Source organism: Novosphingobium resinovorum, from assembly GCF_036352595.1.
In the GTDB taxonomy this organism is placed as follows: Bacteria; Pseudomonadota; Alphaproteobacteria; order Sphingomonadales; family Sphingomonadaceae; genus Novosphingobium; species Novosphingobium resinovorum_B.
In genome coordinates this window covers 121,506-145,049 of sequence record NZ_JAZFAX010000010.1, presented here as the reverse complement: position 1 = coordinate 145,049, position 23,544 = coordinate 121,506, and the positions used below count along the sequence as shown (strand labels likewise).

The following is a 23,544-nucleotide window of genomic DNA, read 5'->3' as shown; positions in this document are numbered from 1 at the left end:
CGAATGAGGTGCGCGCCCTTGCCCCCGTCCGCGCCCTCTGGCACCTGTGCGCGGGTTATCCTGCCCGAGGTTCCCCCCGATGAAACCGTCGCTGTCCTTCGCCGCCGTACTCCTGCTCGGGGCGTCCGTCGCCGTTTCCGCGCAGCCGCTGCCCAAGGGCACCGCGCTCAAGCCGCCCGCCGATGCAGGCGCGCAGCCCGACGTGCCGGTGGACCTGATGAAGGCGGTCACCAAGCGCCTCTCCGCCGACGATTTCGAGGGCCGCGCGCCCAGCACCGCGGTAGAGCCGAAGGTGCTCGACTATATCATCGCCCAGTTCAAGGCGGCGGGGCTGCAGCCGGGCAACAAGGGCGAATGGCTCCAGCCGGTGCCCACCGTCGAGATCACCGGCGGCAACTACACCCCGCTCAAGGTCGGGGCGCAGTCCTTCGCGTTCGGAACCGACTACGTCGCCGCCAGCTACCGGGTGACGCCGAAGGCCGAGGTCAGGGACAGCGAACTGGTCTTCGTCGGCTACGGCATCAATGCGCCCGAACTCGGCTGGAACGACTACGCCGGGCTGGACATGAAGGGCAAGACGGCGGTGATCCTCGTCAACGACCCGGACTATGCGGACGAGGGCGAGCAGGGCCTCTTCAAGGGCCGGCGCATGACCTACTACGGCCGCTGGACCTACAAGTTCGAGGAAGCCGCACGCCAGGGCGCCACCGCCGCGCTGATCGTGCATGACACGTTCCCCGCCGCCTATGGCTGGAACGTCGTCAACTCCAGCTGGACCGGCGCGCAGTATTCGGTGCAGAAGCCGAATGACGGCATGGACCAGACCGTCGCCAACGGCTGGGTGCAGAAGCCGGTGGCCGAAGCGATCCTGAAGGCGGCCGGAAAGGATCTCGCCAGCCTGACGAAGGCGGCGCAGACCAAGGGTTTCAAGCCGGTGCCGCTGGGCCTCAAGGTCAGCTTCGGGTTCGACAACACGATCCGCCGCTCCACTTCCAACAACGTCGTCGGCGTGCTGCCCGGCACGACGCGGCCGGACGAAGTGGTGCTCTATTCGGCGCACTGGGACCACCTCGGCCATTGCGCCCCCCAGGGCGGCAAGCCGCAGGACGGCATCTGCAACGGCGCGGTGGACAACGCCGACGGCGTCGCCGCCATGACCGCCCTTGCGAAGATGAACGCCGAGGCCGGCCCTGCCGCGCGCAGCCAGGTCTTCGTGGCGCTGACGCTGGAGGAATCGGGCCTGCTGGGCTCGGAATACTATGGCGCCAACCCGATCTACCCGCTCGACCACACCGTCGGCGGGGTCAACATGGACGCGCTGCTGCCGGCGGGCCGCGCGCGGTCGTACACCCAGACCGGCGGCGACAAGTCGGAGCTGGGCGACCTCTACCTGAAGGCGCTGGCCGCGCGCGGCCTGACCGACGTGGCCGAGGATCATCCCGAGCGCGGCGGCTACTACCGCTCGGACCACTTCAGCCTCGCCAAGCGCGGCGTGCCGATGTTCAACGTCGAGCGCAGCAGCGATCTGGCGAGCGGCGGCACCGCGGCGGGCGAGAAGGCCGCGCAGGACTATACCGACAACCGCTACCACGCGCCGGCGGACGAATATTCCGACGACTGGGACTGGAGCGGCATCGCGCAGGACGTCGAACTGTTCTACGACCTCGGCCGTACTCTGGCGGACGGGACGATGTGGCCCAACTGGCGCCAGGGCGACGAATTCCGCGCGATCCGTGACAAGGCCTGCGCCGCCGCGACCAAAGGATGCAATACCAAGTGACGTTCCAGCTTCCCCCCGAATGGGGCCCGCAGGACTGGCTGTGGATCGGTTTTCCGCATGATCCGGTCGAGTGGCCGGGCTTCCTCGAACGCGCGCAGGAGCAGATGGCGGCCTTCGCCAGCGCCGTCGCGGAAAGCGGGCAGGAAGTGCGGCTGATCGTGCGTGACGAGGCCAACCGGGCCCGCGCGCTCGAACTGGTATCCGGCAAGGTCACGCTGGAAACGCGCCGCTACGGTGACGTCTGGCTGCGCGACACCGGGCCGCTGGTGGTCGCCGACGCGCAGGGCAACCGCAAGGCCAAGCGCTTCGGCTTCAACGGCTGGGGCGGCAAGTACCTGATGGACGGCGACCAGGAGATCGGCGAGGAACTGGCGCGCGAGGCCGGGCTGGAGGTCGAGACCGGGGACTGGATCCTCGAAGGCGGCGCCATCGACGGCGACGGCACCGGGCTGGTGGCGGTGACCGAGCAGGTCTTCCTCAACCCCAACCGCAACCCGCACCTGACGCGCGGCGACCTCGAAACGCGGCTGCGCGGCGATCTCGGCTACGACCGGGTGCTGTGGCTGGGCGACGGGCTCATCAACGACCACACCGACGGTCACGTCGACAACCTCGCCCGCTTCGTGGCGCCCAACCTGCTGGCGGTGCCGCGGGCCACGGGCGCCGACGACCCCAACGCCGCGATCTACGCCGATGCCAGGGCGCGGGCCGAGGCGATGGGCGTGACGGTCGCCGAAGTGCCCTCGCCGGGCCGGGTCGAGACCGATGGCCGGGTGGAGCCCGCCAGCTACATGAACTTCGCGATCACCTCGAAGCTGGTGGTCGTGCCGGTCTATGGCACCGCGCACGACGCGGACGGCGTCGCCGCCATCGCCGCGCTGTTCCCCGATCGCGATACCGTGGGCGTGATGGCCGACGCGGTGCTGGCAGGGGGCGGCTCGTTCCACTGTTCCAGCCAGCAGATGCCGTCCGTTTTCAGGGCTATCCCTTAACGCTTTGGAAACCACCATGCGCGCATGGTCGCGCGCATGGCTCGTATCGTCTCTCTCGTGCACACTCCGACGCTCGCCCAGGGCGCGGACCGGCTTCGTGCGCTGGTGGTATGCGGCTGCGCCCTCGCGCTGATTCTCGCGCGCGACGTACTGCCGTTCTAAGCTCCGTACCGAGGCCGTGACCGCCGGCCTCGTTCATCGGGCAGCAATATTTCCCAGCAAAATCAGCGTTTCGTCACAAACTGTGGCTGCACCCTGTCTCCATTGTTGCACTGCACACCGATATGCCGCACCGCAGCAAAACTTTGTCGCATTGCGCTGATGCAATCGAAATCGGGCGTCCCCACTCTTGGGACGAACCCGATTTATGGAGATGCCCATGCGCAACATGACAGACGCCGACCGCGCCCGCCTGCGCGAATCGTTCATCGGCAACGGCCTGCTGTTCCTTTTCGGCTGCGGCGTGCTTGCCTTCCTGGTGGCGGTGGACCGGGTGGACTGGTTCTCGATCCGCCCGGCGACGGGAACCTCGATCGCGATGGCCCGTTCGACCGAAGCTGCCGAAAAGAGCGCGACACCCGGAAAGGCCGAGACTCTGGCCAAGCCCGCGGTTAGCGTGGCGCAGCAGCCCGCTCCGGAGACCGCTTCGCCCCGATGATCGTCGCAAAGATTCCCAGTTCAACGCGGATCATCCAGGAGATCTGGAAGCCGCTTACCCTGCTGTTCGTCTGGGACGTGATCGTCACGATCACGTACTATATCCTGCCGTTCGAGGCGCCGGAACTGCCGGTCACGCTGTTCGGTTCGGCGCTGGCGCTGTTCCTGGGCTTTCGCAGCAACTCGGCCTACCAGCGCTGGTGGGAAGGGCGCGGGCTGTGGGGGCTGATGATCAACGCCAGCCGCAGCCTGGCGCGCGCGACGCGCAACTTCATGCCCGATCCCGATGCCTCCGACTACAAGCGGCGCATCGTCCTGCGGCAGATCGCCTACGTCAACGCCCTGCGCTGCCAGTTGCGCCGCCTGCCGCCGGACGAGGAAGTGCTGCGCCTGCTCCCCCAGCACGAGGCGGACCTGGCGCTGGAACGCACCAATGTCGCCAACGGCATTCTCGACGGCACCGGCCGCCGCATCGACGAGGCACGCCGCAACGGCTGGATCGACACCATCCAGCAGACGCAGATGGAAGCGGTGCTGGTCGATATCGCCAATGCCCAGGGCGGCATGGAGCGGCTCAAGAACACGCCGCTGCCGTTCCAGTACCGGTTCATCCCGGAAGTCTTCACACACCTGTTCTGCGTGCTGCTGCCGATCGGCCTGGTCGAGACGCTGCAGTTCGCGACGCCGCTGGGCTCGACGCTGGCGGGCTTCATGTTCCTGTCGGTGCTGACCATCGGCGACGACCTGGTGGATCCCTTCGCCAACGACGTCCACGACCTGCCGCTCAACGCCATGTGCCGCACGATCGAGATCGACCTGCTGCAGACGATCGGCGAGGAAGCGCCCGCACCGGTTCAGCCTGACAGGCACGGCGTGCTTTGGTGATCCGTCCATGGTAACGGTTGCGCCATGAAGCTCTCGAAAGATCGTCAGGTCGCCAGCGCCGCGGTGCGGCTGGGCAAGGTGTTCAGCGCCGAGGCACGCGCGGATTTCAGTCCGGCCGGCCTGCTGGCGGTGGGCGCGATGACCGGGGCGATCCTGCTGGGGAGCGCGCTGGTGGTCGCGGCAGCCCGGCGATCGCGGCGGCTTCCCGCCGACTGACGAAAAGAAAGGCCGGGGCGGCGGACCGCCCCGGCCTTTTCCGAAATGTCCCCCGGCGAACCGGAGGGGTCTCCCGGACGCGGTTCCTTACTGGAACAGCGACAGGAGAGTCTGCGGTGCCTGGTTGGCGATCGACAGCGCCTGCACGCCCAGCTGCTGCTGGACCTGGAGGGCCTGAAGGTTCGCCGACTCCTTGGCGAGGTCGGCATCGACGAGGTTGCCGATACCGGTCGTCACCACGTCCGTCAGGTTGCTGTTGAACGTCAGCTGGCCTTCGATCTTGCGCGAGCCCGCGCCGAGATCGGAGAGGCTGTCGTTCACGGCGTCGGCGAACGTGTCCAGGTTGGTCGCCAGCGTCGAGGCCGCACCGGCCGCATCCGCATCTTCCGCGTCCGCATCGGGCGAAAGCGCCGCGATGAGATCCTCGTCGTCATCGCCGTTGAAGGCGGCTTCGATGAGGGTGCTGAAGCCCTGGTTGGCGACCGAGAGGGTCTCGGTGCTGGAGATCGACTGGAGCGCGCTGACCTTGCCGTCGTCATCACCGGTGGCGTCCTCGGCGGTGTCGTTCTTCAGCAGGTTGATGCCGTTGAAGTCCGAACCGTCGACGACGGTGACGATCTGCTCCTTGAGGGACTGCAGATCCTTGGTGATGGCGTCGCGGCTGTCCTGGTCGAGGCCTTCGTCGGATGCCTCGAGGGCCTTCGACTTCATCTGGTTGATGAGGTCGGAAACCTGCTCGGCACCGGCGACGGCGACGTCCGTGACGCTCTTGGCATTGTTGAGCGAGCTGGTGACAGCGCCCAGCTTGCCGAGATCGCCGCGCAGCGACTGGGCGACGGTGTACTTCGCCGAATCGTCCTTGGTGGACGCCACGTTCAGACCCGTGGTGATACGGCTCTGGGTGGTTTCCATCGACTTGTTGGTGGCGTTGAGGCTCTGCAGAGCCGCCATCGCGCCGGAGTTGGTGTTGACCGAAAACGCCATTTCTATTCCCCTTCTAGGTTACCGGCCGATTCTGCGGCCTCGTTGCGCTCCCGAGAGATACGGGTGCAGCTTTATTCTAGGAGGAGTCGTTAAAGGATGGTTCCTGCCTGTGGAAAAACTATAATCGTCGCGAGTGTCGATGGACCGTCGACAGGCTCGGGCTGAGCGCAAGCAGGGTGGAGAGAATGGGCAAGCGCACCGCGCGGCCCCACACGCCGCTCATGCTGAGCGTGTCGAAGCATGGGGCCGTTGCAGCGCCTTTTCGGTACCCCTTGCGTACCGTCAGTCCCCCTTTGGGTGCCGTTAGGTGCCGCTGAGTGCCGCTATGTGCCCTCAGAACGGGAACAGCGCGTCGTAGATCTGCTGGCCCCAGCGGGCCTGCTGCGCATCGGTCAACTGGCCACGGCCGCCGTAGCTGATGCGCGCCTCGGCGATCTGGCTGTGGCGGATCGAGTTGTCGCGGGCGATGTCCTCGGGCCGGATCACGCCGGAAACCACCAGTTCGCGCAGTTCGAAGTTGACGCGCACTTCCTGCTTGCCGCGAATGGCGAGGTTGCCGTTGGGCAGGACGCTGGTGACGGTGGCCGCCACCGTCATGTTGATCTGCTCCGACCGGGCGGTGTTGCCCACGCCGACCGCGCTCGACTTGGAGCTGGTGCTGACGAGGTTGCCCGGGTCGGGGTTGCCGGGGAGCACCTTGCCGATCTGGCTCTCGAGGCCCAGAAGCGCCGCAATTCCGCCGCCTTCGCTGCCGTTGCGGGTGCGCGTGGTGCTGTTGGCGACCTGGGCGTTGTCGGCGATGTTGATGCGGATCGTGACGATGTCGCCGACGCGCGAGGCGCGCTGGTCGCGGAAGAACGCGCCGCCGCCGGTGCGGAAGAGGGAGGCGCCGCGATCGGCGTCGGCGACCTTGGGATCGCTGCCGTCGGGCGCGCGATCGCCGCTCGCGTGGTTGCCCAGCGAAGGCTCGATGCGCGGGGCCACCGGGGCGCCCGGATCGCTCATCTTCGGCGCTTTTCCGACGTTCTTGAGGCGGCCGACCGAGCCGCAGCCCGCCAGCAGGCTGGCCGAGAGAAGGGCGCAGGTGAGGGCGGCGAGAGGCTTGTTCATGAGGGTTCCTACGGAAGCGCGATGCGCACTTCGCCGGCGGCGGCGGCGGTGCCTTCGAGCGTGCGGTTGGTGGCGAGATTGAGGACGCGCACCGGCTCTCCGCGCCCTGCATCGGCGAGCGCGCGGCCGGGCGAAGTGATGCGCAAAGCCCCGGAAACGAGCGCGATCGTGACGTTCTCCCCCCTCCGTACGAGGCGCGGTGCGGCGACGTCGGCGGCGCGCACGGCGGAGCCTGCCATGATGCGGCGGGTCGCTTCCTGCCCCGCGGCGTCGGCCGGGGAAAGGGCACCGCGCGCGACGGCGGCGGGCATGCGCTGCGTCTCGAAATCGGCGCGCGCCAGCACTTCGCCGCGCTCCACCGTGCGGGCGAGCACGGGGGCGGGTTCCCCCGCAGGCGCGGCGGCAACGGCGAGGAGAAGCAGCGCCGACAGCATCAGACGGTCTGCGTCGAGGTCTGGAGCATCTCGTCGGCGGTCTTGAGCACGCGGCTGTTCATCTCGTAGGCGCGCTGGGCGGTGATGAGCGCGGTGATTTCCGAGACGGGATTGACGTTGGAAGCCTCGATGAAGCCCTGGCTCAGCGTGCCGTAGCCAGGCTGGCCGGGGGTGGAGACGATCGGCTGGCCGGAAGCGCCGGTTTCCTTGAACAGGCTGTCGCCCACCGCTTCGAGACCGGCCTGGTTGATGAAGGTGGCGAGTTCCAGCTGGCCCACGGTCTGCATCTCGGTCTGCCCGTCCAGCTTCACCTGCACTTCGCCGGTCTTGGAGACCGAGACGCTGACCGCGCCCTGCGGGATGGTGATGTCGGGCTGCACGCGGTAGCCGTCGGTGGTCACCAGTTCGCCCTGGTCGGACAGCTGGAACGAGCCCGCGCGGGTGTAGGCAAGGTCGCCCGACGGCAGCATGACCTGGAAATAGCCCTCGCCGTCGATGGCCATGTCGTACTGGTTGCCGGTGCTGGTCAGCGCGCCCTGCTCGGTGATGCGGTAGACGCCGCCGGTCTTCACGCCCGCGCCGATCTGGATGCCGGTGGGCACCTTGGTCCCGTCCGAACTGGTCGCGGCGCCGGGGCGGGTCTCCTGCTGGTAGAGCAGGTCCTGGAACTCCGCCCGCTGCCGCTTGAAGCCGGTGGTGTTCATGTTGGCGATGTTGTTCGAGATGACATCGACGTTGGTCTGCTGGGCCAGCATGCCGGTCGAGGCGATGGAGAGCGAACGCATGGGCGGTTTCCTTCGGGCTTAGGCCGGATTGCCGGGAGTGTTTTCCCCACCCTCGCGATGACGAAGTTGGGCGGAGGGAAGGGTGTGCATCGATCAGCCGATCTTGCTGAGGCGGTCGATGGCCTTGCGGCGCATGTCGGCAAGGTCGGCCGAAAGGCGCTGGCTGACCTGATAGGAGCGCAGCACCTCGACCATGCGGGTGGTCTCGGAAATCGGCTCGACGTTGGACGCCTCGACGCCGCCGCTGCGGAGGCGCGTCTGGGCGGCGGTCATCACGGTGCCGCCGCTGCCGGTGAGGACGCCGTCGCCGCGCGCCTCCAGCATGTTCTCGTCGGCGAAGCCCGTCACCGCGAGGCGCCCGACCGGATCCTGCCCGGCCATGACGGTGCCGTCGGTGGTGATCGAGACCTCTGCCAGCTGGTCGGCGGGAATGGCGATCGGGCGGCCGTTCTCGTCCAGCAGGCGCTGGCCGCCGGAGGTCGCCAGCTCGCCGCTTTCCAGCACTTTGACGAAGCCCGCGCGGGTGTAGCCGGTGGAGCCGTCCGGCATCTCGACGTTGAGGTATCCCGGCCCCTCGATCATCACGTCGAGCGGGTTGCCGGTGGACTGGAACGCGCCCTGGGCGATGTCGTGGACCTGGCCGTAGTCCAGTACGTAGGAGGTCTTGCGCGCGTCCTGAACGGGGGCTTCCTGCGCGTTCTCGACGTATTCGTGGAACACCGCCTGCTCGCGCTTGTAGCCCGCGGTCGAGACGTTCGCCATGTTGTTCGCGGCCACGTCCAACTGGCGGCGCAAGGCCTGCTCGTGGCTGAGGAGGACGAAGGAGGAGACGTCCATGGCGGACCTTTTCGCAAAAATCTCGGGCCAACCGGCAAGGCGCGCCCCGACGGCAGGATAGTCCTCTATATAGAGGTGAAATCGCGCGCGCGGACGCGGGCGGGAATTTTCAAGAGGTACGTGCGTGAGCGACGAGAAGGGCGATGCCGGAGCGACCGGAGAACCCGTCGAGGAAGCGAAGAAGAAGGGCGGCAAAGGCCGCCTGATCGCGATCGCCGTCGTGGTGGTGGGCATGCTCGCGGGCGCCGGCGGCGTCTGGTGGTACACCCAGCGCGGCGGCGCCGCGCCGGCATCCGGGGACAAGCACGCCGAGGCGCCTGCCGAGGGCGGTGAAGGTCAAGGTGAAGGTGGCGAAGGGGGCGAGGCATCGAAGGCCGATCCCTCGGCCGCCTACATCGAGGTTCCGCCGATGATGGTGAACTTGCGCGGCGGCGGTCCTGCGAAGTTCATCAAGCTGCGCTTCATCGTGGTCGCCGCCGAGGGCAAGACCGATGTGGTCAAGGCCCGCCTGCCGGTGATCCTCGACGCGCTGCAGCCCTTCCTGCGCGAATTGCGACCCGACGACCTCAACGGCTCCGCCGCCGTGTTCCGCATCAAGGAAGAGATGCTGCGCCGATCCGCCCAGGCGCTCGGCAAGGGCATGGTGCGCGACGTGCTGATCCAGGATCTGATCCAGCAATGAGCGCTGGCGGCAACGGAAGCGGCGACGAGCCGATCCGGCTCGCGGCGGTGGACGGCGAGCCGGTGCCCCGGCGCGGGTTGAAGGCGGTGCTCGAATCCAACGTCATCAACCACGAACGCCTGCCGATGCTGGAGGTGGTGTGCGAGCGCATGGTGCGCACTTTCGCGACCTCGATGCGCAACGTGACGTCCGACGCGATCGACGTGAACCTCGAGGCGATCTCCTCGGTGCGGTTCGGCGATTTCATGGACAACGTGCCGCTGCCGGCGATGTTCGGGGTATTCCAGGTCAAGCCCTGGGAGAGCTACGGCGTGGTCATCGTCGATGCCGGGCTGATCTATGGCATCGTCGATGCCCTGCTCGGCGGGCGCGGCGGCACCCGCTCGCTGCCGCCCGAGGGGCGCACTTTCACCACTATCGAATCGAATCTCGTCTCGCGCGTGGTGCAGATGGCGCTCGACGATCTCTCCGGCGCCTTCGAGGAGATCGCGCCGGTGGCCATGGGGCTGGAGCGCATGGAGCTGAGCCCGCGCTTCGCCGCGATCGCCGAGCCCAGCAATGCCGCCGCCGTCGCGACTTATCAGGTGGCGATGGAAGGGCGCGGCGGGGTGCTCTCGGTCCTGCTGCCCTATGCCACCATTGAGCCGGTGCGCGACAAGCTGCTGCAGCGCTTCATGGGCGAGAAGCTGGGCCGCAACCGCATCTGGGCGGACCACATGGCGAGCGAGCTGTACAACACGCAGGTCACCGTCGACGTCGTGCTGGGCGAGAAGATGATGTCCCTGCGCGAGGTGCGCGGCCTTGCGGTGGGCCAGACGATCGCGCTCAGCCAGAGCCCGGACGATGCGCTGCAGGTCCACTGCGGCGGAGTGGCGCTGGGCCGTGCCCACATCGGCCAGCGTTCCAGCAACATCGCCATCCGTCTGGCCACCGACATTGCGAAGGGGTATCCGAAATGACTGTCGCCACTGCGATCAACCTCGCGCTCGTGCTGATGTGCCTCGTCGTCATGGTCCAGGCGATCCGCATGGACCGCCGGATCCGCGCGCTGCGCGACGGCCATCTGGAGCAGGCGGTCGAGAAGCTCGACCATGCCACGCATCAGGCGCGGATCGTGCTGACCGAACTCAAGCGCGTGCTCTCCACCGACGCGGCGGCGCAGGGCGAGATCATCCACGTCGCGCGCGAACTGCGCGATGAGCTGTCGGTGATGGTCGGCCTCGGCAATTCGGTGGCCGAGCGCATCGTCGATGCCGCCGACAAGGCCCGCGCGGCCGAGGCGGGCGTGCGCCGTCGTTCGGCCCGCTGGCGCGAGGAAGCCGATGCCGTGCTGCGCGCCGAGGACGCGGCGCGGGTTCCGGCGGCCCCGGCGCCGGCCTCTTCGCTCGGCGACGAACCGCGCGATCTCACCAGCATCGTCTTCGATCTCACCTCCAAGCGCGGGAACCGCGTGGCATGATGGGGCTGACCCGGCCGACGCGGCTGATGCTGGGCGTGGCGGTGGCGGCGGCGGTCGCCAATGCCATCGCCTTCGCGGCCTCGGCGGACATCGCCGGGGATACCAGCCGCCTCGGCGTCTCGCTCAAGGATGCGGCGGCGCGGCGGGCGACCTCGACCGCGGCCGAGAAGCGGCGGCTCGACATGCGCGAGCAGGCGGTCCGGGCCAGCGAGGCGCGGCTGGCGGGGCAGGTCCGGCAGCAGCAGGAGCAGCAGGCGGCCGCCGCCAAGGCGGCGCAGGGCGCGGCGGGGCCGGCGGTGCCTTACGACAACCTCGCGCGGATCTACCAGACGATGAAGCCGAACCGCGCCGGACCGATCTTCGAGAAGCTCGACATCGAGGTGCAGCGCGAAGTCGCCACCCGCATGCGCGAGCGCGCGACGGCGCAGATCATGGCCAACATGTCGCCGCAGGGCGCGGTGGCGCTGTCTATGGCGCTGGCGGGCCGCAAGGTGGTGCCGGCGGTGGCGCGGGCAGGGAAGTAGTCCGCCTTACCGCTCGGTCGCCGAAACGCGCACGATCAGCACTTTGTCGATTGCCGGGTCCACCCGCTTGAGCGGCGGCGTCAGCATTTCCGCCAGCCGCGCCACGTCGACCGCCGCGAAGCGCGAGGCGCGCAGGCGGGCGAACTCGATCGCGGCGGGCAGGGCGGCGGCGCGCAGTTCGGGCATGCGCTTGCCCAGCGCGGCGGCATCGTCCTCGGTCCGGGCCTGCACCGTGATGGTGACGTGGAGCACGCCGTCCACCTGTCCGCCGTCGACGATCGGGGCGTCGATCTGCTCCATCGGCAGGAAGGTGGGATCGGCGGGCGGCATCTCCGCAGGCTTGCGCGGGTCGGTGTTGGCAGGCAGCGCGGGCACCGCCCAAGCCAGCAGCACGGGCGTCAGGAGGGCGGCCGGAAGGCGAAGGGATGGCATGCGAACTCCGAAGCGCGGGCGATCCCTCTATAATAGGACGAAACTTGAGGAGTCCCGTTGAGATGAGCGACGATCGGCGTCCGGCCAAGGTGCGGGTCGTTTCCGCGAGCCCGGTAGAGGCAGGCCTAGACGCGCTTTCGCCGCAGGGCACCCCGGCGCGGCGGCGCAGCGATCGTCCCGAGGCGGGCGAGGAAGAACAGGTGGCCGCCGCCATTCTCGCGGGGAGCCGGCGGCGAGGAGGCGTGGCGGGGAGCCTGGCGGTGGCCGCGCTGTTCCTGGTCGGCTGCGCGCTGGGCGGCGCGCTGTTCGTGCTCTCCGGTTTCGCCGGGCCGGTGCAGCCGTGAGCCGCCGCCCGCTTAGTCGCCTCTCTTTGCGCCGTCTGGCGGCTGTCTCGGCGCTGGCGCTGGCGGCGGTGCCGCTCGGTGGCGCGACTTTCGGGCCGCCGCTCTCACCGCTCGGGGACGGTGCGCGCCTGCCGGGCTTCGCCGCCGAACTGGCACAGCGCCCGCCCCTGACCGGGCCCTCGGCCTGGGCGCCGCTGACCGAGGCGCAGGCCTGGGACCGGCTGGTGAGCGCCACCGGGGTCGAGCGCCAGCGCGCCCGTTGGGACTATGCCCGCAGCCTGATCGCCGCAGAGCGCGGGCCCGAGGCGCTCGGCGTGCTCGAAGTCATGCGGCAGGACGATCCGGACCTCGGCATGGTCGATGCCTGGCGACTGGCGCACGGCGCGGCGCTGGCGCAACTCGGCCGGGCCGAGGCGGCGGTGGCCGAACTCGACATGCCGGGCCTGCGTGCCAATCCCGAGGCCTGCCTGTGGCGCCTGCGCGCGCTGGCGCAGGAGGGGCTGGCCGAACAGGCGCTGCAGCAGCTCGACTGTGCCTCCCCGGCGCTGATGTCGCCGCGCGCGACGCCTTTCGTGCTCGCCGCGGCGCGGGCGGGAGTGGAGGGCGGCGCGCCCGACAAGGCGCTGCACTGGCTGTCGTGGCTGCCCGATCGCGATCCCGCGGCCAATCTCCTGCGCGCCCGTGCCGAGCAGGCCACGGGGCACGCCGATGCCGCCCGGCTGCGCTTTGCCCGCGTCGAACTTTCCGGCGGCCCGGTCGAACGCATGGACGCGCGGCTGAGCAAGCTGGAAGGCGAGGTCGCGCAAGGCAGGGTCGCCCCCGAGGCGGCGCTCAAGCAGCTCGATGCGATCCGCTACGAGTGGCGCGGCGATGCCATCGAGGAGCGCGCGCTGCGCCTGACCTACCGCCTTGCCGACGCGCGCGGAGACCTGCCCGCGACGCTGTCCGCCGGCGCCGCGCTGGTGCGCTACCATGACGTGTCGCGGCTGGGAGCGGACTTCCTCCCCGGCCTGCGCGCCCGGCTGGCGACGGCGCTTGATCCGGCACGCAAGCTGCCGCTGGACAAGGCGGCGGGGCTCTACTGGGACTATCGCGACCTGTCGCCCGCAGGGGCGGAAGGCGACCTCATGGCGAGCCGGCTGGCCGCACGGCTGCAGCAGGCGGGGCTCTACGAGCGTGCCGCGGACCTGCTTTCCTACCAGCTGGCGCAGCGCGCGGGCGACCTGGCGCGCGGGCCGCTCTCGGCGAAAGTGGCGGGGCTCTACATCCTCGCCGGGCGGCCCGAGCGCGCGCTCAAGACCCTGCGCGAGACCGACGATCCCGGCCTGCCCGACGCCATGCTGGCCGAGCGCAAGCGGGTCGAGGCGGCGGCGCTGACGCAAGTGGGCCGGGCGGACGAGGCCATGGCGGTGCTGCAGGATCTCCCCGGATCGGCGGCGCTGCAGGCCGAGATCCTGTGGCAGCGGCGCGAATGGTCACGCTATGCCGATATGTCCGCCGCTGCCCTGCCCAAGGCGCGCGCGCTCGATGCGGTGGCGCAGGCGCAAGTGCTGCGCTACGCGATCTCGCAGGCGATGCTGGGGCGTGAGAGCGTGCTGGCGGGGCTGCACACGCGCTATGCCGGGGCGTTCAGGGGACTGCCCTCGGCTCCGGTGTTCGAGATGCTGACGGGCACGCCCGGCGCGGTCGATCCGGGGAAGCTGGCGGGCGCGATGGCGGCGATCCCCTCGGCCAGCCCGGCGGGCGACTTCGCCGACCTGCTGGAGAGCGGGAAGAAGGGCTAGACGCCGTGGACAAGCTCGACGGCCGCTGAATGGTGGAGAGGGTGGGGAGCGGCTATCGCCCCATCGACACCGCTCATGCTGAGCTTGTCGAAACATGGGGAGCCGTAGCGCCCCGCCTCGGGGGCTTCGACAAGCTCAGCCTGAGCGGGGTTGGGTGGGAAGCAGACCTTCCCAGGGGCTTCGTCATCCTGAACTTGTTTAGCTGCGCTGGCCTTCGGCTCAGGATCCATCAGGCAATTGGTGCCGGTATGTTGTGTTGTAAACTGCCATCTCGGTTCGCCGATCACGAACCTGAGCTATCGGCTTGATGGACCCTGAAACAAGTTCAGGGTGACGGTGAGTTTGGCTGGGAAGCGGTCGTTGCGCAGTGCCCACCCCGTCCGGCTAGGCAGCAAGCTGCCAAGCCTACCGGCCCTCCCGCAAGCGGGAGGGCGAACACCGCTTTCCCCTCCCGCTTGCGGGAGGGGCAGCGAGACTTACTGAGCCGAAGGCGAAGTTAGTCGCAGCGGGGTGGGCCAAGCGCAACGCCCACCACGGGGCGATTGGTGCCGGGAGGGCGGGAGAAGCCCTTTTGCACTTCTCAGAGCCCCGGCTGATCTCCTCGCTGTGTCAAACCTCCCGACACAACTGAGAACTCGATCTGTTTATCGTCAGACCGGAATAGGCGGCAACAGGGTGTTATCGGACGGTCCGAATTTGCCCCCCACAGTCTTCATTGCGCGCGAAGGTGGGATCAATCCAGGTAGTTCACCAAGGACATCGCGTTGAGCTGCGTGAACACCGAATAGCTGGCCTGCAGGATCGTCTGCCGCTGCGAGATGTCGATCGCCACTTGCCCGAGGTCGGCGTCCTCGATCTCGCCGATGCTCTGGGTCAGCAGGGTCACCCGGTCGTCGGCGCGTGAGGAGAGGGTCTCTACTTGCGCCTGCTTGCGCCCGTTGGCGGCATTGACCGAGCGGACCTGCGCGATGCCGGTGTCAAGCAGGCCGAGCGCGTCGTTGATGGCCTTGGTCTGCTCGTCGGTCAGGGTCTCGCCGAAGGGGCCGGCCTCGGCCAGCGCGCGGAAGGCGGGGATCAGGCCGCTGGCGATGTCGCTGGCGCCGATGCCGTATTGCACGTCGAGCCCGTCGCCCGCGCGGGTGGATAGGCGCACGTCGTCGTTGGTGAAGGCGTCCGCCGCGTCGAGGCCGACGGTGTCCTCCAGCGTCTCGGGCAGGAACGGCGTGTCCGAGGTCTGCGACCCGGCGAACAGCGGCGTCCCGGCCTCCTGCGCGTTGAGCGCGGTGCGCAGCGAGGCGAAGGCTTCCGAAATGATGTCCTGCAGGCCCGGCGAATTGCCGGTGCCGACCGCAGAGTACAGCTCCTCGCGCAAGTCCGACATCGAACCGTCGACCGCTTCCAGATTGGCCTGGTAAAGCGACAGCGTGGTCGAGACGCGGCCGATGTTGCTCTTGTAGGTCTCCTGCTGCGACAGCATCGACTTGGCCGAGAGCGTGCGCACCGCGTCGAGCCCCAGCCCGGCGTAGTCGTTGACCTTCTTCTCGGTGGCGAGCTGGAGCTGGCTGGTCGCGAGGTTCTGCTGCGAGCGCTGGATCGCGCTGGACAGCGTCTGCTGCATCGTGACGGTGGCGACGCGGGTCATGGCGCGGATCCTCAGAGCATGTTGAGCAGGGTGTCGTACATCTGCGAGGCGGTGGTCATCACCCGCGCCGCGGCGGAATAGCTGTTCTGCAGCACCACCATCTGCGCCAGTTCCTCGTCGATGTTGACGCCCGAGTAGGAATCGCGCCGCGTGGTCGCATCGGTGAGCCGCGCGCTGGCGTCGTCGGCCGCGGTCTGCGCCAGCGAGGCCTGCGCGCCGACGTTGCCGAGCAGGCGATTGGCGAACAGCGCCACCGTCGCGCTGCCGTCCTTGCCGAAGTCCGCAGTTGCCGCCAGCGCATCGACGAAGGCGGTGGCGTTGCGGATGTCGCCGGCGCCGATCGCCTTCTGGCCGACCTCTGCGTCAAGCTGCAACTGGGCCAGCGGCACGCGCGCGGTGTTGTTGAGCATGTCGGCGGAGACTTGCGCCGTGGACAGTCCGCTCGCCGCCCCCGTCAGACCCGAGAGCGCCGCGAACGACAGGCCGGTGCCGTAGCGGTCGGTGGTGTCCGAGCGGATCGAGATCGTCGCCCCCGAACTCGCGGTGTTCGCGGTGAAGGCGATGCGGCCCTTGTCGTCGAGCTTGAAGCTGCCGAAGGCGCCGAGCGGACCGGAACTCAGTTGCGCGACCACGTCGCCCCAGGTGTCGCCGTCGGCGGCGGTCAGGGTCTGGCTGGCGAGGATCTTGCCGCTGGAATCGCGCAATACCAGCTGGCTGGTCTCGCCCGCCGCGAACCCGGTCGGGTCGCTGGCGGTGAAGCCCGAGGGGGTGAGCGCGCTGGTGTCCGAGCGGACCAGGTTGTTGAGCCCGAAGAACTGCGAGAACCCGCTGCCCGCGCGGTCGCTGGGACTGTCGGGATCCTGCGCGATGGCGACGCCGTTGGCGCTGGAGGTGGCGCCGATCGACAGCACCCCGTCCGTGAAGCTGGCGGTGCCGGCATCGCCGAGGCCCTCGTTGATCGCGGCGATCGCGTCGGCCACGGTCGCGCCGGCGCCCAGCGCGTCGAAGTCCACGGTGGTCTTGGCGACGAGGGTGCCGTCCTTGGCGACGACGGCGAAGGTCGCCTTGCCGGTGAAGCCGAGGCGATCGCTCTCGACCAGCCCGTTGGCCTGCCCGGTCAGCGTCTGCGGCGGCGGCAGGGCGGTGCCTTCGTTGGAAACCTTGTTGAGCGTCTGCGCCAGGCCGGTGAACAGCTGGCCGAGCTGTTCGGAGAAGCCTGGCAGCACCCGGTCGCGCATGTCGAGCAGGCCGCCAAGCTTGCCGCCCACGGCGGTCGAGGCGATCGTCTGGCCGGTGGAGGCGCCCATCGTCCCGTCGTCGCTGGCGAAGCGGATGTCGATGGCCGAATAGCTTGCCTGCGCCGAGCCAGTGCCCGACGCCGCGTAGCTGAGCTGGCGCAGCCGCTTGTCGAGCAGCACCTGCCCCGAGGCGGTGTCGATGCTGACGCGCCCGTCGGGCTGTTCGCGCACGTTGACCTCGACGAGGCCGCTCAGTTCCTGCAGCGCGCTCATGCGCTCGTCCGCCGGGCCCGAGGTGCTCAGGCCAAGGCCCTGCAGGCGTGAGACGTCGGCGTTGAGGCCGTGGATCTTCTGCAACAGCGTGTTGATCCGGTCGACGCTGTCCGAAACCTCGCTCTCGACGTCGGCCTGGAGGTTGGCGACGTCTCCCTGCAGCCCGCTCAGCGTGTCGAGCGTGTCGTCGATGGTGCCGGTGAACAGCGCCACCGATTCCGCCGAGCCCTGCAGGCCGGTGACCTGCGAGATCGCGCTGGAGATCGCCGAGATGCGCGACGACAGCCCGGATTCGGCCGAGGGAGAGCCCAGCAGCGACTGCAGCCGGTCGAGGTAGTTCGCCGCCGCCTCGGTCCGCCCTGCCGTGCCGGCGCGCTGGTAGACCGCGTTCTCGAGGAACTTGTCGGCCACGCGCGAGGGTTCGCCGACGACCACGCCGTTGACCGTGCCGCCCGCCACCGAGGCGCTCTGCGACAGGGTCTGGCGGGCGTAGCCGACGGTGCCGACATTGGCGATGTTGGTCGAGACGACCTGCATGCCCGCCTGCGAGGCGGACAGCCCCGATATGGCGGAACTGAGGATCGAGTTGAGCGACACGGCGCGGCCGGTTCAGGTCAGGGCGTCTGGATCAGCGCTTCAGGTTGCTGATTTCCTGGAGCATGTCGTCCACCGTCGTGATGATCTTGGACGAAGCGCTGTAGGCGCGCTGGAACAGGATCATGTTCGAGAACTCCGAGGCGAGATCGACGTTGGAGGCTTCCAGCATGCTCGCGGAAATCTTGCCGCCGCCGCCGGTACCCGGATTGTTGAGCGCGACGTTGCCCGAATTCTCGGAGACGAGGTAGGCGTTGCCGCTGATCTTGGTCAGCCCGTCGGGGTTCTGGAAGGTGGCGATCGGCAGCTGGTAGATCGCGCGCGAGGTGCCGTCGTCGAACACCGCGCTGACCACGCCGGTCTCCGAGATCTTCACCGAGGCGACCGTGCCCAGCACGCCGCCGTCCACCGTCGAGGACAGCAGGGCCGAGGCGCTGCCGAACTGGGTCAGCCCGTCAAGGCCGCCCTCGGTGCCGAGGTCGAGGCTGATCGACTGCGCCTCGGCGCCGTTGGAGAAGGTGAGATCGAGGCCGGCGAGCGCGGAATCCACCGACTTGAGGCTGCCGTCGCCATCGAAGGTCACCGTACCGCCGGCGATCAGGCCATTGGTCCCGGCGCTGGAGATCTGGGCCGGGTCGCCGGTCACTTCGACCGCCCAGGTGTTGGTGCCGGTCTTGACGAAGCCGAGGGTCAGGGTGTGCGAGGTGCCCTGCGCGTCGTAGATTTCCATCGAGCGCGAGAACTGCGGGGTGACCGTGCCGCTCGCCATGTCGCCGCTGGTGTAGGGGCTCACGGTCGCGGTGGTGGAATCGAGGTTGGCACGCAGCTCGATCGCGCTGGTCGGCGTCGCCGCGCCGGTCAGCGCGGCGGGGCGGATCGGCTCCAGCGAGGCCATGTTGCCGTCGTTGACCTGCGCGTCGATCGGCCAGCCCATCAGGTAGTAGCCCGAGGTGTTGCGCAAGTAGCCCGCGCTGTCGGTGCTGAACGATCCCGCGCGGGTATAGGCGATCGCGCCCGAGGCATCGGCGCTGGAGCGCACGACGAAGAAGCCGGCGCCGTCGATGGCGATGTCGGTCAGACTGGAGGACGCCTGCAGCAGCCCTTGCTTGGAGATCAGCGCCTTGGAGGTCGCGGCGACGCCGCCCGCCGAATAGCTGGAGTTCACGGTGCCGCCGTTGACCAGCGATTCGAACTGGGCCGAAGTGCCCTTGTAGCCGACGGTGTTCACGTTGGTGATGTTGTCGGCGACGGTGGCCATCGCGCTCGACTGTGCGCTGAGGCCCGAAACGCCGGCGTAGAGAGCGGAATAGAGGCTCATTCAATGTCTCCTGTGCCGATCGTCACGGCCCTGTTGGCGTCGCGGAGCGGCGCACACGCACCGGACACAGGCATTGTAGGACGAATTTCGACGGTCCGGTCGCGGGTGGCCCAGACACTTTTCGTCAGCCCACTTCTTCACCCCTGGGCAGGCGCATCGTCCTACCCGGCAAAAATTGCCGTGCCTCGCACGGGTGCTGGAAAACCCTTCTATAAAGGGGCTGTCTCTTGGGGAATTCTTGGACATGACGCTTCGCATCTCGCTCCGCAACGGCGAGCCGGTCATCGTGAACGGCGCGGTCCTGCGCGCGGTCGGCCGCACCGACCTGGTGCTGGAGAACGACGCCACGATCCTGCGCGGGCGCGACGTGATGAAACCGCAGGACGCCAATTCGCCGGCGAGGCAGCTCTATTTCGCCTGCATGATGGCCTATATCGACCCGGCCGACCTCGTGCGGCACCAACAGGTTCTGCTGGAGAAGCTGGAGGCGTTGCTTTCCGCGCTGCAGGCGCCGGAGGCCAAAGGCGTGTGTGTCGCCTTCGCCGAGAAGGTCGCTGTCGGCCAGTTCTACCAGGCCCTCGCCGAATGCCGCTGGCTGATCGCCTACGAAACCGAGGCGCTGGCCCGCGTGGCGCCGGAGTAGCGCGCGGATGGTGCCCATCCCGTTCGTCATTGCGAGCGCAGCGAAGCAACCCAGGGCGGTTTACGCCGCCCTGGGTTGCTTCGGCCCCGCGGGCCTCGCAATGACGAGGGTAGCCCTATGCCTTTAGCCGCTGCCGCATCGGGTCTTCGCATGCTCGCACCCGACCAGCGTTATGGCCGGGTCGTCGCGGTGCGCGGGGCGCTGATCGAGGTGGACGGGCTGGCCGGCGCCGCGCGGATCGGCTCACGGGTCACGCTGCGCGCGCCCGCAGGACCGATCGAGGCGGAAGTCGTCGGCCTCGACCACGGCATAGCCCACTGCATGCCCTTCAACGAGCCCGAGGGCATCGCCTCGGGATCGCGCGCGGACTTGTCCGCCGGGCAACTGGGCCTGCGTGTCTCCTCGGGCTGGCTGGGCCGGGTGGTGGACGGGCTCGGCCGCCCGGTCGACGGCAAGGGGCCGCTGCCGCAGGGGCGCGAGCAGCGGCGGATCAAGGCCGCGCCGCCGCCCGCCTCGGCCCGCGCCCGCGTCGGTGCCCGGATCGAGACCGGGGTGCGCGCGCTCGACCTCTTCGCGCCGCTGTGCCGGGGGCAGCGGCTCGGCCTGTTCGCGGGATCGGGCGTCGGCAAGTCCACGCTGCTGTCCATGCTGGCGCGCTGGACCGAGTGCGACGTCGCCGTCATCGGTCTGATCGGCGAGCGTGGCCGCGAAGTGCAGGAATTCATCCAGGACGACCTGGGCGAGGAAGGCCTTGCCCGCAGCGTCGTCGTCGTCGCCACCTCGGACGAGCCGGCGCTGCTGCGCCGCCAGGCCGCCTGGACCACCCTCGCGGTCGCCGAGCATTTCCGCGACGAAGGGCTCGACGTGCTGTGCCTGATGGACTCGGTCACCCGCTTCGCCATGGCCCAGCGCGAGATCGGTCTGGCGGCCGGCGAACCGCCCGCGACCAAGGGCTATACCCCGACGGTCTTCGCCGAGCTGCCGCGCCTGCTGGAGCGCGCCGGGCCCGGCACGCCGGAGCAGGGCGCGATCACCGGCCTGTTCACCGTCCTCGTCGATGGTGACGATCACAACGAGCCGGTCTCCGACGCGGTGCGCGGCATCCTCGACGGCCACGTCGTCATCACCCGCCAGATCGCCGAGCGCGGGCGCTATCCTGCGATCGACGTGCTGCGCTCGGTCTCGCGCACCTTGCCGCATTGCCTTTCGCCCGATGACAACGCCACGCGCCTTGCCGCGCGCGCCGAACTGGCGACGTGGAAGGACATGGAGGAGATGGTGCGGCTGGGCGCCTATCGCGCCGGGGCCAGCGCCGAAGTGGACCGCGCCGTCGCGCTCGCCCCGCGCATCGAGGGGCTGCTGAAGCAGGGCAAGCGCACCCGCAGCTTCGCGGCCGATGACTTCGCGGCGCTTTCGGCCATTCTGGAGGACACGCATGAAAACGCCCTATGACGCCGCGCTGCGCGTGCGGCAGCGCGAACTGGACGAAGTGAGCAGCGCGATCCGCGCCGAGGCGGGGGCTCTGGGTGCCGTCGAGCAGGAACGGATGCGCGTCGCCACCGCGCTGGCGCGCGAGGCGGACCTCGCCGCCAGCGACCTCGCGCTCGCCTCGCCGGGCTGGCAGCGGCGCATGCGCGGCGAGCGGCAGGCGCTTTCGGCCCGCGAGACGGAACTGCAGGCGCGGCTGGATGCGCTGCGCGAAGTCGCGGTGGACGCCTATGGCGTGCTGCGCGGGATCGAGAACGCGGCTGACGATTATCGCGCCGAAGCGCAGCGCAGCGAGGCCGCGGCCGAGCAGTCCGCCACCGACGACATCAGTGCCGCAGCCTTCCTGCGGACCTTGCGCGCGCGATGATCGACAAGACCGCCTCTTCGGACCTTTCGGCAGGGAGCCTTTCGGCGTCGCAGAAGGCGCGGTTGATCTACGATACCGCACGCTCGGAGATGTCCGGCCGCCTGTGGCGCGCGGCGCTGGGCTCGGCGGATGAGGCGGAAGGGGAAGGCAAGCCGTCCGTCAACGTGATCGGCCAGAAAACCATGGGCCAGAGCGATCCGATCGGGCTCGACCGGTTGCTGGCGATCCTCGACCCGGATTCGAAAGCGGCGCTCGATGCCGCCGCCGCGCCGCAAGTCGCGGAAGCACCGGTCGCGGCCACCGGGGAGGCCGTGGCGGCGATGGGCGATGGTCCGAACGCGCGCTATGCCGGGATGCTCGATGCGGCGGCGGAGCGGACCGGGCTCCCCGCCTCGGCGCTCGCCGCGATCGTCGATGCGGAGGCGGCGAAGGGTTCGGGCGGGACGTGGCAGCCCTATTCGCGCAATCCCCGTTCCAGCGCGGCGGGGCTGGGGCAGTTCCTGAACGGCACCTGGGAAGGCGAGGCGGAGCGCGCGGGCACCTGGCTCAATGCCACTGCCGAGGCCAGCGGCTGGCTCGACGCGCGCGGGCAGGTCAAGGCCGAGAACCGGGGCGCCCTGCTGGCCCTGCGCTACGACCCGCGCGCCTCGATCGAGGCGGTCGCCGACTATGCCAGCGCCAATGTCGCGGCGCTGCGCCGCTCGGGCGCGAAGATCGGCGAGAGCACCGCCGAAGTCGCGCAGGCGGCATACCTGGGTCATCACCTTGGTGTAGGCGATGCGAAGCGGTTCCTGGCGGGCGGCCTCTCGCCCGACCGCGCACGCACGCTGCTGGGCGCGCAAGTCGGCTCGGCAGCGGCAGAGCGGCGGATCGCCCAGGCGGGAGACGCCGTTTCGGCGCACCGGACCTGGCTGATGGACTACGTGGGCAAACATGTCCGGCCGGAAAGATTTGCCTGATCCTATATTCATCAGGGGCGGTGTCTTCCGGGCTTCCACAAGCTCAAGCTGAGCTTGTGGAAGCCCCGGCAGCTTGGGGAAACCGCGAGCCGGTAGGAAAATCGCTCCACCGGCGCGGCAAAATTTGCCGCATCGGTGGATAACTCTCGTATAGGATTGATGGTTCCAGAATTATAGGAATAGATTCTGGTCCCATGGACGCGGCGCAAGGGGCTTCGCGTGCCATCGGGGTTCGCCATGTCGAAGATCACTGTCGCGCTGGAGGCTGCGGTCGCCACGGTCCGGGCCAATACACCCGCCGCCGACACCGCTCGGACCCGGCGGCAGCGGGCCGAAGTGGACCGCGCTTTCGCGCGCATCCTCAAGCTGATCGCGCCGCGCATTCGCCATTTCATCCGCCAGTACGGCCTTGTCGGCCACTGGGACGATGCCGAGCAGTGCTGCGCCATCGCCGTTCACCGCGCGATCCAGGCCTACGAGCCGGAGAAGGCGCAGTTCACGACTTTCGTGAACTGGCAGATCCGCGGCGAACTGCAGAGCCTGCGCTTCCGCGTCATGACCGACCAGCGCCCCTCCGCGCGCAAGGTGGAGGCCACCACCGTCTCGCTCGACGCTATCGCCGGCGGCGAGGACGGGGAGGGCCTGTCGATCCTCGCCACCATCGCCGACGAGGATGCGATCGACCGCACCGAGGCGGGCGCCAGCGACTATCTGGCGCACGCGGCGATGAGCGCGCTGACCGACAGCTATGTCGAGCACATGCGCAATTCCGGGCTCGACCGCATCCGCCGCCGCGCCCAGCCGCGCAAGCTGACCCGCGCCGAGCGGGCCGCCGGGGTAGTCCAGCCCCGCCGCCCGGTGCTCGACAACGGCGAGGTCAGCGATCTCGAGCAGCGGTTGCAGCACAACCGGCAGGTCGTCGAGGGCCGCCTGTTCGAAACCGCCTCGCTCGATGTGGTCGGCGGGAGCGAGGACGAGATGGCACGCGAACGCATGCGCCAGATCGCCAAGCGCGCCGCCAAGACCATGGGCGACCTCGCCGGGCTCGATCCGCGCTTCGCGCTCATGGCCGAATACCGGCAGGCGATGGCCGCGCACTGACACGCGCGGGCCTCGC

Annotated in this window: 26 protein-coding genes; 17 read left to right on the top strand and 9 right to left on the bottom strand. The window is 69.1% G+C overall.

All coding sequences use genetic code 11. The features are described from left to right. The first annotated feature begins 79 nt into the window (after positions 1–79). The 6 genes from V2S85_RS12105 (at position 80) to V2S85_RS12080 (ending at position 4,530) form a co-directional block, all read left to right on the top strand. Positions 80–1,780, top strand: coding sequence for a M28 family metallopeptidase (locus V2S85_RS12105; protein ID WP_330703113.1), 1,701 nt, complete (start codon positions 80–82; stop codon positions 1,778–1,780). Beyond that, positions 1,765–2,772 (top strand): agmatine deiminase family protein, encoded by a 1,008-nt coding sequence (locus tag V2S85_RS12100; RefSeq protein WP_330703112.1) that lies wholly within the window; start codon positions 1,765–1,767, stop codon positions 2,770–2,772. Before V2S85_RS12105 ends, V2S85_RS12100 begins: the two co-directional genes overlap by 16 nt. 36 nt (positions 2,773–2,808) lie before the next feature. Then, positions 2,809–2,934 carry a hypothetical protein gene (locus tag V2S85_RS12095; protein ID WP_330703111.1) on the top strand — a complete coding sequence of 42 codons (126 nt, stop codon included), beginning with the start codon at positions 2,809–2,811 and terminating at the stop codon, positions 2,932–2,934. Between the two features lie 217 nt (positions 2,935–3,151). After that, the gene (locus V2S85_RS12090; RefSeq protein ID WP_330703110.1) at positions 3,152–3,430 is read left to right on the top strand and encodes a hypothetical protein; all 279 of its coding nucleotides are present in this window, start codon (positions 3,152–3,154) and stop codon (positions 3,428–3,430) included. After that, positions 3,427–4,314 (top strand): bestrophin family protein, encoded by an 888-nt coding sequence (locus V2S85_RS12085; RefSeq protein ID WP_330703109.1) that lies wholly within the window; start codon positions 3,427–3,429, stop codon positions 4,312–4,314. Before V2S85_RS12090 ends, V2S85_RS12085 begins: the two co-directional genes overlap by 4 nt. 24 nt (positions 4,315–4,338) lie before the next feature. Further along, positions 4,339–4,530 (top strand): hypothetical protein, encoded by a 192-nt coding sequence (locus V2S85_RS12080; protein ID WP_330703108.1) that lies wholly within the window; start codon positions 4,339–4,341, stop codon positions 4,528–4,530. Positions 4,531–4,617: 87 nt separating this feature from the next. Here V2S85_RS12080 and V2S85_RS12075 read toward each other — a convergent pair whose 3' ends face one another. The 5 genes from V2S85_RS12075 to V2S85_RS12055 form a co-directional block, all read right to left on the bottom strand. Further along, on the bottom strand, positions 4,618–5,514 hold the full coding sequence (locus V2S85_RS12075) for a flagellin (protein WP_330703107.1): 897 nt from the start codon (positions 5,512–5,514) through the stop codon (positions 4,618–4,620). Positions 5,515–5,847: 333 nt separating this feature from the next. Then, positions 5,848–6,624, bottom strand: coding sequence for a flagellar basal body L-ring protein FlgH (flgH, locus tag V2S85_RS12070; protein WP_330703106.1), 777 nt, complete (start codon positions 6,622–6,624; stop codon positions 5,848–5,850). An 8-nt stretch (positions 6,625–6,632) separates the two neighbouring features. Further along, a complete protein-coding gene (flgA, locus tag V2S85_RS12065) occupies positions 6,633–7,058 on the bottom strand; it encodes a flagellar basal body P-ring formation chaperone FlgA (RefSeq protein ID WP_330703105.1) in 426 nt (141 codons plus the stop codon). Next, the gene (gene flgG / locus V2S85_RS12060) at positions 7,058–7,843 is read right to left on the bottom strand and encodes a flagellar basal-body rod protein FlgG (protein ID WP_330703104.1); all 786 of its coding nucleotides are present in this window, start codon (positions 7,841–7,843) and stop codon (positions 7,058–7,060) included. The genes flgA and flgG overlap by 1 nt, the downstream gene beginning before the upstream one ends. Before the next feature lie 93 nt (positions 7,844–7,936). After that, the gene (locus V2S85_RS12055) at positions 7,937–8,680 is read right to left on the bottom strand and encodes a flagellar hook-basal body complex protein (protein ID WP_330703103.1); all 744 of its coding nucleotides are present in this window, start codon (positions 8,678–8,680) and stop codon (positions 7,937–7,939) included. Positions 8,681–8,804: 124 nt separating this feature from the next. Here V2S85_RS12055 and V2S85_RS12050 point away from each other — a divergent pair, with 124 nt between their 5' ends. Genes V2S85_RS12050 through V2S85_RS12035 form a run of 4 tightly spaced genes read left to right on the top strand, consistent with a single transcriptional unit; the run spans position 8,805 to position 11,345 of the window. After that, on the top strand, positions 8,805–9,362 hold the full coding sequence (locus V2S85_RS12050) for a flagellar basal body-associated FliL family protein (protein WP_330703102.1): 558 nt from the start codon (positions 8,805–8,807) through the stop codon (positions 9,360–9,362). After that, positions 9,359–10,321 carry a flagellar motor switch protein FliM gene (gene fliM, locus V2S85_RS12045; protein WP_330703101.1) on the top strand — a complete coding sequence of 321 codons (963 nt, stop codon included), beginning with the start codon at positions 9,359–9,361 and terminating at the stop codon, positions 10,319–10,321. Before V2S85_RS12050 ends, fliM begins: the two co-directional genes overlap by 4 nt. Then, complete coding sequence (locus V2S85_RS12040) at positions 10,318–10,821, top strand: DUF6468 domain-containing protein (RefSeq protein WP_330703100.1); 504 nt, start codon at positions 10,318–10,320, stop codon at positions 10,819–10,821. The genes fliM and V2S85_RS12040 overlap by 4 nt, the downstream gene beginning before the upstream one ends. Beyond that, positions 10,818–11,345: a MotE family protein gene (locus V2S85_RS12035; RefSeq protein ID WP_330703099.1), complete on the top strand. Its 528-nt coding sequence runs from the start codon at positions 10,818–10,820 to the stop codon at positions 11,343–11,345. Before V2S85_RS12040 ends, V2S85_RS12035 begins: the two co-directional genes overlap by 4 nt. Before the next feature lie 6 nt (positions 11,346–11,351). Here the strand turns inward: V2S85_RS12035 and V2S85_RS12030 are convergent, their stop codons facing one another. Continuing rightward, a complete protein-coding gene (locus V2S85_RS12030) occupies positions 11,352–11,777 on the bottom strand; it encodes a hypothetical protein (protein WP_330703098.1) in 426 nt (141 codons plus the stop codon). 62 nt (positions 11,778–11,839) lie between these two features. Here V2S85_RS12030 and V2S85_RS12025 point away from each other — a divergent pair, with 62 nt between their 5' ends. Both V2S85_RS12025 and V2S85_RS12020 read left to right on the top strand, forming a co-directional pair. Beyond that, positions 11,840–12,121 (top strand): hypothetical protein, encoded by a 282-nt coding sequence (locus tag V2S85_RS12025; protein ID WP_330703097.1) that lies wholly within the window; start codon positions 11,840–11,842, stop codon positions 12,119–12,121. Further along, complete coding sequence (locus V2S85_RS12020; protein WP_330703096.1) at positions 12,118–13,905, top strand: hypothetical protein; 1,788 nt, start codon at positions 12,118–12,120, stop codon at positions 13,903–13,905. The genes V2S85_RS12025 and V2S85_RS12020 overlap by 4 nt, the downstream gene beginning before the upstream one ends. A gap of 733 nt (positions 13,906–14,638) precedes the next feature. On the opposite strand, the gene V2S85_RS12015 is transcribed toward V2S85_RS12020, so the two are convergent. The 3 genes from V2S85_RS12015 to flgE are packed head-to-tail and all read right to left on the bottom strand — an operon-like array spanning position 14,639 to position 18,970. After that, positions 14,639–15,547, bottom strand: coding sequence for a flagellin (locus V2S85_RS12015; RefSeq protein ID WP_330703095.1), 909 nt, complete (start codon positions 15,545–15,547; stop codon positions 14,639–14,641). Between the two features lie 11 nt (positions 15,548–15,558). Next, positions 15,559–17,655, bottom strand: a complete 2,097-nt coding sequence (flgK, locus tag V2S85_RS12010; RefSeq protein ID WP_330703094.1) for a flagellar hook-associated protein FlgK — start codon at positions 17,653–17,655, stop codon at positions 15,559–15,561. Between the two features lie 31 nt (positions 17,656–17,686). Further along, the gene (gene flgE / locus V2S85_RS12005; RefSeq protein WP_330703093.1) at positions 17,687–18,970 is read right to left on the bottom strand and encodes a flagellar hook protein FlgE; all 1,284 of its coding nucleotides are present in this window, start codon (positions 18,968–18,970) and stop codon (positions 17,687–17,689) included. 244 nt (positions 18,971–19,214) lie between these two features. On the opposite strand from flgE, the gene V2S85_RS12000 reads away from it, so the two are divergent. From V2S85_RS12000 to V2S85_RS11980, 5 genes are all read left to right on the top strand, one after another. Beyond that, positions 19,215–19,613 (top strand): flagellar biosynthesis repressor FlbT, encoded by a 399-nt coding sequence (locus tag V2S85_RS12000; protein ID WP_330703092.1) that lies wholly within the window; start codon positions 19,215–19,217, stop codon positions 19,611–19,613. Between the two features lie 117 nt (positions 19,614–19,730). Beyond that, complete coding sequence (gene fliI / locus V2S85_RS11995) at positions 19,731–21,065, top strand: flagellar protein export ATPase FliI (RefSeq protein ID WP_330703091.1); 1,335 nt, start codon at positions 19,731–19,733, stop codon at positions 21,063–21,065. Further along, positions 21,049–21,468: a hypothetical protein gene (locus V2S85_RS11990; protein ID WP_330703090.1), complete on the top strand. Its 420-nt coding sequence runs from the start codon at positions 21,049–21,051 to the stop codon at positions 21,466–21,468. The genes fliI and V2S85_RS11990 overlap by 17 nt, the downstream gene beginning before the upstream one ends. Further along, complete coding sequence (locus tag V2S85_RS11985) at positions 21,465–22,427, top strand: peptidoglycan-binding protein (protein ID WP_330703089.1); 963 nt, start codon at positions 21,465–21,467, stop codon at positions 22,425–22,427. Before V2S85_RS11990 ends, V2S85_RS11985 begins: the two co-directional genes overlap by 4 nt. A 237-nt stretch (positions 22,428–22,664) precedes the next feature. After that, the gene (locus V2S85_RS11980) at positions 22,665–23,528 is read left to right on the top strand and encodes a sigma-70 family RNA polymerase sigma factor (protein ID WP_330703088.1); all 864 of its coding nucleotides are present in this window, start codon (positions 22,665–22,667) and stop codon (positions 23,526–23,528) included. Positions 23,529–23,544 lie beyond the last annotated feature (16 nt).